The sequence below is a fragment of the Enterovibrio sp. QJM3NY_24 genome, from assembly GCF_057786035.1.
Window position 1 is genome coordinate 1,573,075 of record NZ_CM173519.1, and the last position, 15,080, is coordinate 1,588,154.

A 15,080-nucleotide genomic window follows, 5' to 3' on the forward strand; every position below is an offset into this window, starting at 1 on the left:
GGATAGTTGTCCAGATCTTAGAACGCCCAAAAATCCAGCAATGGAGGGCTAACGAAGGACACTATGCCGAGATATTCCGAAGAAAGAAAAGCTGCCATCTTGAAGAAGCTACTGCCACCGCATAACAAAACCATTCCAGAAGTTGCTGCGGAGGATCACATCAGCGAAGCAACGTTATACAATTGGCGTAATAAACTCCGCTCCGAAGGTAAACCTGTGCCAGGTAATCAAAAAAATTCTGAACATTGGTCAGCTGAAGCCAAGTTCGCCACCGTCATCGAAACCGCCAGTTTGTCAGAAACTGAGCTTAGCCAGTATTGTCGCCAGAAAGGTTTGTACCCTGAACAAGTTAAAGCGTGGAAACTCGCTTGTATCAGCGGTGCGGGTCAAGCAGAGCAATCTAAGAAAGCAGAGCAGACAGAGCGTAGAGCGGATAAAAAGCGTATCCGAAAATTGGAAGCAGAGCTGCATCGTAAAGACAAAGCCCTGGCAGAAACGGCGGCGCTATTGGTGCTGTCAAAAAAGCTCAAGGCCTTGTACGGGAGCGACAGCGAGGAGGACTGACTCCTCTCGATATGCGCGAGACATTGCTGGCGCTTTTTGATGAAGCGGTTGCTAATGGCGCGCCTCAGTACAAGGCTGCAGACCTCATGCAAGTTCCACAGCGAACGTTGCGCCGCTGGCGTACGTCACAGGGTCATGTGTTGCCCGATCTTCGTCCTCTGGCTATCAGACCAGAGCCGAAAAACAAGCTGTCAGAGCAAGAGCGCCAACATATTCTGAATGTCTGCAATGAGGCTGACTATGCCAATTTACCGCCCAGTCAAATCGTGCCGAAACTGGCCGATCAGGGAGAATATATGGCCAGTGAGTCAAGCATATATCGTGTGCTGAAAGCTAACGACCAACTGCACCATCGAGGACGGGCGAAACCGCCACAGCCTACGACGGAGCCCGCTTCTCATGTGGCGACAAAGCCCAATGAGATCTGGACTTGGGATATCAGTTATCTGCCCGCGAAGGTTCGTGGTCTGTACTGGTATCTTTATATGGTCATTGATATCTACAGTCGCAAAATTGTGGGTTGGGAAGTCCATGACTGCGAATGCGGAACCCTTGCTTCTCAGCTGATTGAGCGAGCCACCTTCAGTGAACGCTGCTTCGTGAAGCCTCATTATTTACATTCTGACAACGGGGCCCCAATGAGGTCACTCACCTTGCGTGCAAAGCTTGATGAAATGGGCATCCGAACATCCTTCAATCGTCCGGGCGTTAGTAATGACAATGCCTATTCAGAGTCATTGTTCCGTACAGCCAAGTACCGGCCTAACTATCCGGAGCATGGCTTCGAAACGCTGGCAGAGGCACGTGAATGGATGCTGAATTTTGTAAACTGGTACAACAACGAGCATCACCACAGTGCGATTAAGTTCGTCACTCCAGCAGAAAGACACAGAAACTTAGATACAACAGTGCTGGCGAAGCGGCATGCCGTGTATCAGCAGGCGAAAGCCAAGCATCCTGAACGTTGGGCAAGGGAGACTCGCGACTGGTCACCCGTTGGTTCGGTAACACTCAACCCCAAAAGCACAGACAATAACGAACATGGCGGTCAAAAAAGAGCCGCTTAATTAGAAAATCTGGTCAACTACCTTGAAATCTACCGTGTGTGTGACACCGCACTTCAAGAATTGGCGGGGTTTCAGTGGTTAACGCATTTGGTGGATTACTCAAATTTCCCTAAAAGCCTGAAGGTGGTCTGTGTATTCGATACAAACAGTAGCCTAAATGATTTTGAGCAGAGCAACCATTTTCAACGCTTTAATGCTCTGATTCAAAAGAGTCTGACTGGTGCTGGTATCAATGTTGGCACTAACTTTATCGCATATGATACGGAAGAGAATTGCAGCAGAGATAACAATGGCAGATGGGCGGAAAGGCTCTGAGTATTGACCATTCGTTAGCCTGAAAATGTTGCCTACTGCTAGGAATTAATTTGATGGTTTGCCTTTAAGAAATGAAGAATCCGTATCTGTCATATGTAGAAGAATTAAAGAGTGCGCTCAAATGCTTAAGTTCGCCTGAAAAAGCGGAATCAAGTCGCCGCTATTTCCCCGAAGGAATTCATTGCATCGGGGCGTCTGCATCAGACATAAAGCGTGTTATTGATGATTTTCACGTTGAGCATAAGGCGTTGAGTGCGGCGGAAGTACTGTGTGTTACTGAGTATTTGTTAGAAAACGCAGAGTACAGTGAAGACGTGTTAGTGGCTTTTGGGTTGATCAACAAATTCGTCAAGAAAAATTATGACGACGATCTGATATTACGTTTTGAATTTTGGCTAGAAAACTACGCCTCAAACTGGTCTCACGTCGATGATCTGTGCATTAAAACGCTTTACCAGTTCATGCTAGCTCGGCCGCATTTGATTGTGACAACACAGCGTTGGGCGCATTCGAACGTATCTTGGTGTAGACGTGCAAGTAATGTGGCTTGGGTGAAGTTTGTTAAGCGGAAGGTGGGTAAGTCTGTTTACTGCTTAGATAAAGATCTTATCTTTCAGCAGTGTGATCTGTTACTTAGCGATGACGATGTTTTTGTTCAAAAAAGCGTTGGATGGTTGCTTAAGGTGACATCTATGCACCATAAAGATGATGTCATCACATATATCGAGAACAATTTTGCCAAAATAACAAGGCCAACCATTCGCTATGCAATCGAGAAATTAGATGCTGAAAGTAGAATGAGGTTACTTGCACTGACTAAATAATCATTTTTTTCATGCACTTATTGTTACTAGTGCTGCTGAACCACGAATTTCGAAAAATGGGCTCGATTTTGGAGTATTATGCCGTAATTGAGTTGTACGAAGATGTCCATGTCCATGTCCACGACTATACCAATTAAGAACGTTAATCCCCCCGAAGTTTCCTGTTCAAACTGTCGAGCTTGTTGCTGTCGCTTGGAGGTCATGATCATCACTGACACGGGCGTTCCTGAAGAGCATATTGCTTTCGATAAATGGGGGGGTGAAACGATGTTGCGCTTGGATGATGGCTGGTGTTCAGCATTAGACCGCGAGACATATATGTGCACGATTTATGAAAATCGCCCGTGGATTTGTCGAGAGTTTGAAATGGGTTCTTGGGAATGCAGAGACGAAAGAGCAGAACTGGATTCTCTATAGTGTCGATGTCCTTTGCGCAGGTTTAAAAGCCAGGCCGAATTACACGCATTGATAGTCGCAACAAATAGGCGCAAAAATAATGGGCAGAATAATCTGCCCATTTTAATATGTCGCTTAGTTGCAGCTGTAAGCCGTGTATTTAGCCAAACAGCCCTTGCATGACCAACTTAGGCGTGCGGTCTTCTTTGAACAAACCCCAATGCTTTTCAGGCTCTTCAGGGTGTGCATCGCCTTTCCATGGTTCATCGAAAGCTTCAAACACGAAAGTCAGGATCTTTTCGCTTCGTGTCCAATCCAATAATTGCTCATAGTAAGCGGCTTGAATTTCCTCAGATGCATTCCATGCCTCTATACCACGGCCATTAGAGGCAGTCGCCCAACCTGCTTCTGTGATGATCACTGGCTTGTCAGGGTAGCGGTTTGCAACAGCAAAGTAGTTATCCTTTGTGTATCCCAGCGCATCATCGATGGTTTTGTATTCCCAAACCGGATAAGTGTGCAGGGAGATAAAATCCAACTCTGCAACTAGCTCATCCAGTTTGTATGTCCAAGGAACATAGTTTTCGCAGAAAGTGACAGGCTGTGAAATTTCAGCTTTCACACGCTTTACGTGTTCAACCAGCTTCTCTACTGAAATCAAATGGTCTGTCCACTCGACGCTCGCCTCATTGCCGACAGACACGTAGCCAACGGTATCTGGGTAAGCGTTAGCAAGATCGATCAGTCGTTCAATCTCTTGTTCGTTGGCTTCGCGGTTTGCTTGCAATTCTTCTTCGCTGAATTGCGCTCCCCAAGGGCAACCTGGATTATTCATCTCTGCGGCGACATCTGCGCCCAGCATGACTTTAAAATCCAGACCTTCGTTTTGAATAACATCTAAGACTAAGCGCGCATGTGTGCTGCAGTCATAAAGGCGTAGGGCAGACCAGTTCTTTGAGAGAATTAACAAGTCTTCCTTCACTTGGTTATACGACGGGTAAATCCCTTCGCGCGGGTTTTGCCCTTCACGATATCCTGAATAACAAATAGCGTTTCTGTATTCCATAGCATTTTACCTTTTCTCTTATTACTTATAGTTAGATAGAACAAGACGATTCGGAGAATGCATTGATTAAGCGTTGTACTTAAAATTGCCGTCTTTGTCCCAAAGCCCCCAATAGGCACCGACTGCACCTTCGTCTTCAACTTTCCATGCTTCGTCAAAAGATGAGAAATAGAAGACTTCGATGTTTTCTTCCTCTGCCCAAGCAAAGGTGTCGATAAAGTATTTCATTGCATTCATTTCGGATGGAATGGCGCCACGTTCAGCTACACCTTGATTTGGCCAACCTGTCTCAGAGACAATGACGCGTTTGCCATTTCCAACTTTCATTGCGCGGTGGTACATCTCTTTCATGTAAGGCACAGCAAAGTCTGCCGGACAGCCTTCCCAGAAAGGGTAGCAATTGGTCATGACCACCTGACAAGCGTCAGTCACGCGGGGGTGGTTTTCAAACAGGAAGTAGGCGTCGACATATCCCACTTCTACATTGGGCAGTGCTTCTTTTGCACGGTTGATGTAATCAATCAAATCGTCTTCTGACAGGTCACCGCGCAACAACACTTCATTGCCGATGGCTAAAACATCAACATGACCCGCTTTCGCTACTTCAATCGCGTTAATAAATTCAATTTCGTTCTTTTCTTTGTCGTGATCAATCCATACGCCGACCATGGTTTTTAGACCATATTCTTTGGCGATCTTGGGAATGTTCTCGTGTCCTTCCGTGCAGGAAAATGAACGCACCCAATTCACATGGGGAACAATAATTTTCAATCTTTCGTGGATCTGCGCTTCGCTGATCTCAGAACCCGGACCTTGTCCATCGATGTATGGACTGAAGGAAATACCATGAATTTTGTTATCCACGATCTGGCGCGTTTTCTTTTTCAACTCAATTAACCCATCGCTGTTGTGATACGAAAGGTGGCTGATTCTGCTGGACACTGTCTGACTCCCTCTGGATATCGCTATCCTACTGTTAATATCGCATTATTTTTCAGCGACTTATGTTTTCTTTACGCGCAGATTTTATCTTATGAGCAATTCAACGTGTTGCATTAGAACAGCAAAAGAAAGCGCTTTCTTTTTGATTTTTGCCACAAGCTGCACATAACACAACCAACAATATTGCGAAGGTAAACATGGATCACATTTGTTGTTTTATTGATGTTAACGTTTGCTGGTAAGTGTTTGGGTGCATATGTATTGGTGAAAATGCTTGAAAAACATAGAGTTAATTGTGGCGGTGCAGCGGTGAATTTTATGCAGAAAAGCGCTTAGAAAATCATCAAAAATAGCGGGTTTCTATGCACAGCTAACTGACCGAAATGATGAGGTATCTATACAAAGATGAGATTGGCTAACGCGAATATTGGACTTGTATTTGTTTAGTGTGTGAACGAAGTTGTTGAGATGAATGGCAGACAGTTCAATTTATTTCAATGAAAGGGGAGAAAGGGAATTTAATGCGAAAAGAACGGGCACGTTTCCATGCCCGCTATAAATGCTACACCGTAAACTTATGCACCAGTTCATTCTGGCTAACGGCTTGTTTATCCAATCGCTCACTGGCCCCCGCAACGTTTTGCATGGCGCTGTAACTGCTATCGGCAATGAAGCTGATGTGTTCCACGTTACGTGCGATATCTGCAGACGTCGTGCGCTGCTCTGTTGCAGCTTGTGCAATCTGGCTACTCATGTCACTGATCATCATGATGATAGATTCAATTTCTTCCATGGCAGAGTTAGCATCTGAAGCCTGTGTCACGCTGTGGCTCATCTCATCGACACATTCCTGCATTACGGCGACGGCTTCACTTGATTGTGTTTGTAGCTTGCTAATCATCTCCTCGATTTCAGACGTGGAGTCTGATGTTCGTTTAGCAAGCACACGTACTTCATCGGCAACAACGGCAAAGCCTCGCCCTTGCTCACCGGCTCGCGCTGCTTCAATGGCGGCGTTAAGGGCCAACAAGTTAGTTTGGTCAGCAATGTTGCTGATGACATCCAAGATGGTTTCGATATTGGATGTCATCTCTTGCAAAGAAGAAACGACGTTCACCGAGTCATCTAAGCGAGTTGAAAGCTGGTGAGTGGTGCTGATACTGCGCGTCATGATTTCACGACCTTTCGCAGCGGCATCACTCACTTCCATCACTTTGTCCATGGTTTGTTGCGCGCTACTTGCCACATCTCGAACGGAGTGTTCCATTTGTGTCATCGCTGCCGCAACGGCCGTAGTTTGTTGGCGTTGCTCGTTGAGTTGTGCCTTGGCTGTTTGGGTGGTGGATTGGTTCTCCGCCGCCACTTGCGCTTGATCTTCTGCCGCATCCCTCAGTTGTTTCAAGATGCCTTGAAGGTTCGCCGCCAAAGTATTGATGTGATCCGCTAGTTGGCCAAACTCATTGTGTTCTTTCACTTCGATGCGTTGGGTCATGTCGCCTTCAGTGATGGCTTCTAGAACGGCTAGCGTGCTGCTCAGTGGTTTACGAACGCTTCGGGCAATATGCCAGCCGATAAAGAAGGTAATAGCTAGAATCAACACACCGATAAAGATGGTTTGTCGTACGCCGTTTTGGAACGAAGCGTTGGCCTGTTCGATAGAAGAGAGCATTACGCCGTCGGCTTGTTCACGAAATTGGTCGAGAATGGACATGGCATTATCAACTTCAAGGGCTAAGTTACCGATGTTGTCGTAAAGCTCATTGGTTGCCACCAAATAGGCATAATGTTGATCCAACACGCCGCCTTCACGGCTGACGTCATAAGTAAATGCATCGAGGTCTTTTTGGAATTTCTCCTTGAGATCTGGCAATTGAGACGTCAGGGATTTGAACGAGTAGTTGAGCTGTTTCACACTACGTTTGTTGCCTGAAATGGCTTTGGTGACATCGTTTAACTTGTTACTTGCTAGCGCATCTGAGGTATGAGTTTCAGTTTCTTGTAGTTTCTTGAAGTACGTTTTTGAAATGATCTTTAGGGTGGTTGAACCATTGTTTGCGACAAAGTCTTGCATACCAAGCGCAAGGGCTGTGTTCATTCGCTGGAATTGTCGAGCCGCTTTTATACCGTTTTCTTTTGCCGCTTGTTGGCGCTGAAAGTTACTCATAGCCAGAGACGCTTCAGCAAAGTAGCGTTTTTCAATCTCACGTAGAGTTTCGAGTTGGTCGCCCAATCCTTGTTGGCTTGAGGTTGCTTGATACAGGTTACCAAGTGCCACACCGAATTTTTGTCTGGCGGCTTCAAATTTGTCGAGCACTTGCTGACTATCGGTTTTATTGCCACTGGTTAGGTAGTCTTTAAAAACCTTGTCTGCGGCGAGAAGGCTAACGCTGGCTTCGTTCGACATTGAAACTAAGGGCAAGGCTTTCGAAGTGACGACCTCGAGTTGTTCGTGAATATTTTGAGAACTGTTTAGGTTCAATGTATTGGTTGCGATTAAGCTGACGACCAGTACCGCGAAACCTGCATACATTCGACGAATGACAGAACTCTGTCGTTTTTTAGCCATTTGTTTCCTCCCACTAGCCACAGGCTAATGTCTCCCAGAAATGCTGCCCAACATTGCGAGCCGCTAAAGTGTTACAACAGAAGGTGATTGATGGTCGCTAACCATACTTTCTTCCATTACTAAAAAAGTTGATTGATGACTTCTAACACATCGCTATTCTTATCATCCGCAAGTATTTCAAAAACTTTATGATTAAAATGTGTCGGCATTTCGAGTCTTTGAAGTGCGACGCAAATTTGTTGAGAAAGTGGTTAATAAGTGACTGATGATTGATAGGTGCATTTAGCTACCCATCATCAAATCACGCCGTTTTGTAACGAAAAGTAAAAATCGGGACAGACGCCTCGATTGAATTGGATAAAAACACTGTTCATTATTGCTCAATGTGTTTGTCTCTAGCATACTGACATCTTCATGAAATCATTCATTTGGAGCTGCCCGTGGCTGAAGAAACAATATTCAGTAAAATTATCCGTAGGGAAATCCCAGCAGACATCGTTTATCAGGACGATCTCGTTACGGCCTTCCGTGACATCAATCCCCGCGCGCCAAGCCATATGCTTATTATCCCAAACAAACTGATCCCAACCGTGAACGATATCGAAGCGGATGACGAAGCGGCAATGGGTCGTATGTTTACCGTGGCTCGCAAGCTAGCAGAAGAAGAAGGCATTGCTGAAAATGGCTATCGCCTCATCATGAACTGTAATAATCACGGTGGTCAGGAGGTGTATCATATTCATATGCACCTACTAGGCGGTCGTCCATTAGGCCCGTTGCTTCTCGGCTAATGAATCATCGAATTTTGCAAGCCCCTGTTGTATTGCGCAGGGCTCTTAGCGCATTGAATAAAAAACATATTTTGGTTGGCCTACTAAGTGTTGGGCTAATTGGCTGTGCCAATTTGTCAGTCCAAGGCTTGTTCAGTCATTACTCTGCCGGCTTAAAGCAAACTCATCTATTGGCTTCTCAAGGGGAATATGCGCAAGCGTTGGAAACCCTGCCAGAGTCCGTCGATGGTGAACTGTTGGATGGTATGGAGCGCGGTCGATTGGCCTTGCTCGCAGGGGATAGTGCTGCTAGTAAAGGTGGATTTGACCAAGCAGATCTCGCGGCGAGAGAGCAACAACAGCAAGCGATGATTCAAATTTCTGAAGGGTTTAATCAAGCGGGGTCACTGCTGACCAACGACAATATGTTGACGTATTCACCGCCGGATTACGAGCTGGGGTTCTTGCATCTGTATATGATGCTGGGCTATGTGCAGCAAGGTGATTTAACGGCAGCGTTGGTGGAAGCTCGTCGTGCTAATCAGGTTCAAGAAGACGCGCGTAAACTTCGAGAGTCAGAATTGAAGAATGCGACGGCTTCGGCCCAGAAAAACGGCATTTCTGATAATGTTGGCGCAGTGTTATCTCGCTATCCTGATGCTGGCTCAATGCTTGGTGCAGTGCAAAATGGGTATCTTTTTTATCTGTCAGCATTGTTGTATGAAGCGGAAGGGAACCTTAACGGCGCGTTCATTGATTTCAGCCGAGCGTTGGCAGTTGCACCTGACAATCAATTTGTCGCCAGTGCCGCTATGCGTGTTGCGTTCAAGCAGGGGCGTAAAAACGACCTTAAACTGCTCGAACAACGTTATGGGAAATACCAACGGCCTTTGAATAGCCAATCTCAACTCGTGGTGATTAATGAGCAAGGGATTGTTAATGCTCGTCAGGATTGGCGTTTACCTATCTGGTTTTCAGACCGAAATGGCAACCTAGAAACCTACAGCTTGGCACTTCCGTATTACACTTCTTTTAGTGCTAGGCCTCAGAAGTCATTTCACATTGATGAATCAGATGTGATGCCAGAGGCGGTGGTCAATGTAAATGCCATGGCTCAACAAGCCTTGAATGAAGCGATGCCTGCAATGAGTGTTCGACAGATTTTGCGGGTTGTGGCGAAAAACGAAATGCGCAAGTCTCTGTCTGAAAAGGACGAAAGTGGTGTTGGCAATTTGGTCGCTAACATTTTTAATGTGTTGAGTGAGCAACCGGATACGCGCAGTTGGCAAACGTTGCCTGAAAGTGCGGGTGTATACAGTGGCATGTATTCGGCCGGCAAACATGCTTTGACGGTTGATGGTCAATCTATCGAAGTCTCGCTTCAACCGGGTAAAACAACCTTGGTATGGCTGTCCCGACAGGGTGGGAAAGTGGTTCATTGGCAAGGGATTTTAGGAGGAATATGATGCGATATGCGGTGATGTTGCTATCAGCGGCGTTAGTATTGTCAGGGTGTGCAGCTAATACATCCGGAATCAGCATAGATAGCAGTAACCAGAATGTGGTTTTGGGTAACGCTGTGCTGGGTAAATCACTGGAATTTGGCAATGCTAAAACCAGCGAAGTGAACGAGCGCTTATTGGCACAGGTAAAGGTGACCAACAAAAGCGGTGATGCTCAGAATCTTCAATACCGTTTTAACTGGTATGACGCACAAGGCTTGGAAGTCGACAGCGGTAAATCGCCGTGGCGACAGTTCACCATTTACGGTGGTGATTCGATCACACTTCAAGGTGTGGCATTGAACCCTGATGCGAAGAATTTTCGCGTGTCATTGCGTAACGTGCAGTGAAACGTCCATTAATCAAATTGACAGGTAAGTAGAATGAATAAAAGCGTGATTGCGCTGATGGGTGTTGCACTCATCATGGGTGGGTGTTCACAAAAGGTGAGCTACGGTGATGCTCAAGAAGTGGAAACAACCACCATTGAGTTTGGTTCGACAGATCTGCAAAAAATCGCCGTAGAAATGACAGACAGCATGCTGACTTCTGGTGCGGTTGCAGCGATTACGCGTGATAGCCGACCGATTGTGTTTGTCGAATCTATTAAGAACAAAACGGCCGAGCACATCGACACGGAATCCATCACTGATTCTATCAGCACGCGTATGTTGAAGTCGGGCAAGTTCCGTTTTGTTGATATGACACGTGTTGAAGCGGTTCGTGACCAGCTTGATTTCCAGAATAACGATGCTCTGGTAAACCCAGGTACGGCGATTCAGTTTGGTAAAATGGTCGGCGCGCAATACATGCTGTACGGCAATCTATCCAGCATCAATAAGAGCGCGGGTAGCGACCAAGATGTTTATTACAAGATGACCATGCGTTTGATGGATCTTGAGTCTGGCTTGATCGAATGGGCTGACGAGACAGAAATCCGTAAAAAACAGTCAAAGTCTTTGATTGGATGGTAGTCCTTGTCGCTTTACGCTGAACAAGAAAAGGCCGCAGTTATTCAAAGACTGCGGCCTGATTTTATTATTCACGACGCCCAATTGCTTGATGGTGGGCTGAGTAACCGTTGTATGAAACTTTCTGCGTCAGATGGTCGGCAGTTTGTTTGGCGGCCAAAAAGCGAAGCCACCAAGGTGTTTGGTTTGAGCCGTCAGCATGAGCATGACGCTTTGCTGATTGCGTCCGAAAGTGGGCTTGCCGCATCGCCCATCGCGCTGTATTCGGATGGTTTGCTTAATGCTTGGGTACAAGGTGAGGTGCTTGATGGCATTGCGCTGGATTCAATAGCAATATTGCAGGCAAAGGTCCACGATCTCCCGCTGCTAGCCAATCGATTCGACCCCTTTGAGAAAGGTCTCCACTACTTCAGTCATCTTTCCCCCACGTTGATGTCAGACGACATCAAGGCTATTCATTGTCACTTTCAGCATCATGCATTCAAAAGTGAACTTGCGCTGACTACCTGTCATTACGATTTGGGCTATTACAATCTGATTAAATGCCCAGCAGGTGAACTAAAAATTATTGATTGGGAATACGCAGCATTAGGCGATCCTGCTCTAGATTTGGTGATGACTTCGCTGGCCAATGATATCGAACTTGAAACCTTGGTGAATCATTATTGTCGAATACGACGTATGGATAACGTGGCGCTATGGCAGGAAACCTGTGCCCGCTGGCTACCTGTGGCATATTATCTAGGCGTACTGTGGTTTTCACTGGGCTACCAATTATATGGACAGCCCCTTTATCAAGACCGAGCGTTGCGTTTTACCTCTGTATTGAAAGACAGTCTATTACAGTAAACGCGCACCAAAGAGGTACAGATGAAACGACGACATCATCCAATCCGAAATCTGTTTTTCGCTGCTCTTGCTGCGTTTTCTCTTGCTGCCTGTACCAATCAGTTTGCCTACAACACGCTGCCGTTTTGGATTGACTACTATCTGTCTGACTATGTGGACATGACATCTTCTCAGCAAAAACAGCTCGATCAAGATCTGGACGCTTTCCATGAATGGCACCGTCAGACTGAATTGCCACAAATTCAAGCATTACTGAATCAACTGAGGCGCGACACGGTCAAGCCGCTGTCTTATTCGCAGATAGGCGCATACCATCAGCGCGCGAATGAAAGGGTCAATGCATCAGTAGAAGGCTTAACGCCTGCGCTCGTTAATCTTATTCGTTCATTGAGTGATGAGCAGGCCGCTCAGTGGCTGAGCACAATGAATGACAAAATTGACGAAGGTGTAGAAGAAGCGAAGAAGGGAACGTTGGGAGAACAACGAGAGCGGCGACAAAATCGCTTAGTGGAGCGTGTGGAATTTTGGGTTGATACGGTCAACAAAAAGCAGCAGCTTCAGTTGCTTGAAATGGCAACCTATCAGATAGAAATGCGTCCGGTGTTTTATGACATTCGTGACGAGCTGGTGGCGGAATTCGCCAATATTATCACCAACCGAAAAGCACCAGATCTAGCGCAGCGGCTCAATGCCTATTTCACTCGGCTGATACATTTTCAGAGTGATGAATATCAGAATGATATGGCTATCTATATAGGGCGACGTTATGAATTGCTTCAGCGAATCGATCGTAATCTCACCGATAAGCAGCGGAAGGCGTTAAGGGCAAAATTGACTTCGCTCAGTGATGATATCGCCAGCGTGACGAAACCTTAACCAATGCATGACGAATTTATTGACCCTCTCGAGGCTTTGATCTTTAACCTTAACTAATGTGTGTGAATGCGTGATAGATTGTGATATCAGCAAGGCAGAAACTGGCGTTTGCCATACGAGTGTGAGAAGGAGTTTCAGTGATTATCTATCTTCATGGCTTTGATTCAACAAGCCCAGGAAACCACGAAAAGGTCATGCAACTTCAGTTCATTGACCCAGATGTTCGTTTCATTAGCTACAGCACACTTCATCCCAAACACGATATGCAGCATTTGCTCAAAGAAGTCAGCAAGCACATTGAACTGTCTGACGACAAGCATCCGATAATATGCGGCGTGGGTCTTGGTGGTTATTGGTCTGAACGTATTGGTTTTCTTACTGGTTTAAAGCAGGTGATATTCAACCCAAACCTGTTCCCACAAGAGAACATGGAAGGCCGAATTGATAGGCCCGAAGAGTATGCTGATATCGGCACAAAATGTGTTGAAGATTTCCGTGTTAAAAATGCAGGTCGTTGTTTAGTCGTTTTATCGACAAACGACGAGTTACTGGATAATTCACGCAGCAAATCCACACTTAGTCCATATTATGAAATTATTTGGGATGAAGTGCAGGGGCACAAATTCAAGAGTATTTCTCATCATCTTCAGGCAATAAAAGCGTTTAAAGAGCAAGCTTAATATTCAGGTTTACTTTTGGGACCTTCACACAAAGGACTTGAGTTGTTACAGCTCATGTCCTTTGTGTTTTCATCACGTTATCAAACATCGTTAATCCCAACTGAATTGAACGTTTTCACTGCATTTGGCATGCATTCACAGATATAAAAATTGATTGAGATCAAGTGATCTGTATAATGGATTCGACTTATTGATCGTGACGTTGAGCGCAAAACACTAAAAACAAATAGCGCGAGAACAGAACCAAAATGAATAAAAAATCTGTTACTCACACCACCTCATGCGATCAAGATTTTACCTCACCTCCTACATACACCTTTTCTTTCATCACGCGTCACTAACGCGGGATGTAGCACAATTTTTTCGTATTAAAATCATGGTGAGGAAGTAATCGTGACCAAAATTATCGTAGTCGGTGGCGGTGCCGGTGGCCTGGAATTGGCAACCAAACTAGGCCGCACACTTGGACGTAAGGGACGCGCCAAGGTCACTCTTGTTGATCGTAAGGCAAGCCATTTATGGAAGCCTCTGTTGCATGAAGTAGCGACTGGTTCATTGGATGAAGGCGTGGATGCGATCAGCTATCGTGCACACGCGAGAAACCATTACTTTGACTTTCAGTTAGGCAGTTTGGCTAACATCGATCGTGACAATAAAACCATTCAATTGGCAGCGTTGCACGATGACGAAGATGGCGAACTGTTGATGCCTGAGCGTGAGTTAAGTTATGACATTCTTGTGATGGCGATTGGCTCTACATCCAATGACTTCAACACGGAAGGTGTTCGTGATCACTGCATTTTCCTAGACAGTCCAGAACAAGCACGTCGTTTCCGAAATGAAATGAACAACGAGTTCTTAAAACTTCATGCAAAATCTGGCAATGGCTCTGTGGATATCGCGATTGTTGGTGGTGGCGCGACGGGTGTTGAGCTCTCAGCAGAACTTCACAATGCGATTAAAGAACTGCACAACTATGGCTTCAAAGACTTAGACAGTTCTAAGCTGAACGTGACCTTGGTGGAGGCGGGCGAGCGCATTCTTCCTGCATTGCCACCGCGGATTTCAGGTGCAGCGCAGCAAGAATTGATCAAGTTAGGTGTAAATGTGCGCACCGCGACCATGGTTGTGAAAGCGGAAGAAGATGGTTTGACGACCAAAGATGGCGACAAGATCTCAGCGCAAATCATGGTATGGGCAGCAGGCATTAAAGCGCCAGATTTTCTGAAAGAGATTGCAGGGCTTGAAACTAACCGTATTAATCAGTTAGTGGTGAAACCTACACTGCAAACTACGCGTGACGACGATATCTTCGTGTTAGGGGATTGTGCAGCATGCGAGCAAGCTGATGGCACCATGGTGCCTCCGCGCGCTCAGTCAGCGCACCAGATGGCCAGTCGTTGTTTCTCAAACATCGTAGCGAAAATCACCGACCGTGAGTTGAAACCTTATATCTACAAAGATCATGGGTCTTTAGTGTCACTCAGTCGTTTTTCTACCGTGGGTAGCTTGATGGGTAACCTGACTAGTGGCTCAATGATGGTTGAGGGGCGGCTTGCGCGTCTGGTATACATTTCGCTATATCGCATGCATCAAATCGCGCTTCATGGGGTGTTAAAAACCGGATTGATGATGGTTGTGAGTCGAATTAACCGCGTGCTTCGACCGTCGTTGAAACTGCACTAAAATCTA

Annotated in this window: 14 protein-coding genes; 11 read left to right on the forward strand and 3 right to left on the reverse strand. The window is 45.9% G+C overall.

The annotated features are described in order from the left end of the window. Nucleotides 1–63: 63 nt before the first annotated feature. The 3 genes from AC3CIC_RS06990 (at nt 64) to AC3CIC_RS07000 (ending at nt 3,187) form a co-directional block, all read left to right on the forward strand. Nucleotides 64–1,631 (forward strand): IS3 family transposase gene (locus tag AC3CIC_RS06990; protein ID WP_488514672.1). Its coding sequence is split into 2 segments (ribosomal slippage): nt 64–517 and nt 517–1,631, totalling 1,569 coding nucleotides; the frame shifts between segments, so codons are not numbered across the junction. A gap of 386 nt (nt 1,632–2,017) precedes the next feature. Next, a complete protein-coding gene (locus AC3CIC_RS06995) occupies nt 2,018–2,770 on the forward strand; it encodes a DNA alkylation repair protein (RefSeq protein ID WP_488515730.1) in 753 nt (250 codons plus the stop codon). Between the two features lie 114 nt (nt 2,771–2,884). Next, a complete protein-coding gene (locus tag AC3CIC_RS07000) occupies nt 2,885–3,187 on the forward strand; it encodes a YkgJ family cysteine cluster protein (RefSeq protein WP_083248057.1) in 303 nt (100 codons plus the stop codon). A 139-nt stretch (nt 3,188–3,326) separates the two neighbouring features. Here AC3CIC_RS07000 and AC3CIC_RS07005 read toward each other — a convergent pair whose 3' ends face one another. From AC3CIC_RS07005 to AC3CIC_RS07015, 3 genes are all read right to left on the reverse strand, one after another. Then, nucleotides 3,327–4,232 carry a glycoside hydrolase family 17 protein gene (locus AC3CIC_RS07005; RefSeq protein WP_016962384.1) on the reverse strand — a complete coding sequence of 302 codons (906 nt, stop codon included), beginning with the start codon at nt 4,230–4,232 and terminating at the stop codon, nt 3,327–3,329. Between the two features lie 66 nt (nt 4,233–4,298). After that, the gene (locus AC3CIC_RS07010) at nt 4,299–5,174 is read right to left on the reverse strand and encodes a glycoside hydrolase family 17 protein (protein ID WP_488515731.1); all 876 of its coding nucleotides are present in this window, start codon (nt 5,172–5,174) and stop codon (nt 4,299–4,301) included. A gap of 562 nt (nt 5,175–5,736) precedes the next feature. After that, nucleotides 5,737–7,740: a methyl-accepting chemotaxis protein gene (locus tag AC3CIC_RS07015; RefSeq protein ID WP_488515732.1), complete on the reverse strand. Its 2,004-nt coding sequence runs from the start codon at nt 7,738–7,740 to the stop codon at nt 5,737–5,739. A gap of 440 nt (nt 7,741–8,180) precedes the next feature. Here AC3CIC_RS07015 and hinT point away from each other — a divergent pair, with 440 nt between their 5' ends. The 8 genes from hinT to AC3CIC_RS07055 all read left to right on the forward strand — a co-directional run bounded on the left by hinT (nt 8,181) and on the right by AC3CIC_RS07055 (nt 15,074). After that, nucleotides 8,181–8,531 (forward strand): purine nucleoside phosphoramidase, encoded by a 351-nt coding sequence (gene hinT, locus AC3CIC_RS07020; RefSeq protein WP_016962380.1) that lies wholly within the window; start codon nt 8,181–8,183, stop codon nt 8,529–8,531. Further along, on the forward strand, nt 8,531–9,976 hold the full coding sequence (locus tag AC3CIC_RS07025) for a COG3014 family protein (protein WP_488515733.1): 1,446 nt from the start codon (nt 8,531–8,533) through the stop codon (nt 9,974–9,976). The genes hinT and AC3CIC_RS07025 overlap by 1 nt, the downstream gene beginning before the upstream one ends. Continuing rightward, a complete protein-coding gene (locus tag AC3CIC_RS07030; protein ID WP_016962378.1) occupies nt 9,976–10,362 on the forward strand; it encodes a YcfL family putative periplasmic lipoprotein in 387 nt (128 codons plus the stop codon). Before AC3CIC_RS07025 ends, AC3CIC_RS07030 begins: the two co-directional genes overlap by 1 nt. A 33-nt stretch (nt 10,363–10,395) precedes the next feature. Continuing rightward, nucleotides 10,396–10,986 (forward strand): penicillin-binding protein activator LpoB, encoded by a 591-nt coding sequence (lpoB, locus tag AC3CIC_RS07035; RefSeq protein WP_016962377.1) that lies wholly within the window; start codon nt 10,396–10,398, stop codon nt 10,984–10,986. A 3-nt stretch (nt 10,987–10,989) separates the two neighbouring features. Next, nucleotides 10,990–11,832, forward strand: coding sequence for a phosphotransferase (locus tag AC3CIC_RS07040; protein ID WP_371733527.1), 843 nt, complete (start codon nt 10,990–10,992; stop codon nt 11,830–11,832). A gap of 21 nt (nt 11,833–11,853) precedes the next feature. Further along, entirely contained in the window at nt 11,854–12,708 is an 855-nt protein-coding gene (locus AC3CIC_RS07045; protein WP_488515734.1) for a DUF6279 family lipoprotein, read from the forward strand. A 137-nt stretch (nt 12,709–12,845) separates the two neighbouring features. Then, the gene (gene ycfP / locus AC3CIC_RS07050; RefSeq protein ID WP_017002949.1) at nt 12,846–13,388 is read left to right on the forward strand and encodes an alpha/beta hydrolase YcfP; all 543 of its coding nucleotides are present in this window, start codon (nt 12,846–12,848) and stop codon (nt 13,386–13,388) included. Nucleotides 13,389–13,781: 393 nt separating this feature from the next. After that, nucleotides 13,782–15,074 carry an NAD(P)/FAD-dependent oxidoreductase gene (locus tag AC3CIC_RS07055; protein ID WP_016962373.1) on the forward strand — a complete coding sequence of 431 codons (1,293 nt, stop codon included), beginning with the start codon at nt 13,782–13,784 and terminating at the stop codon, nt 15,072–15,074. The last annotated feature ends 6 nt before the right edge of the window (nt 15,075–15,080 follow it).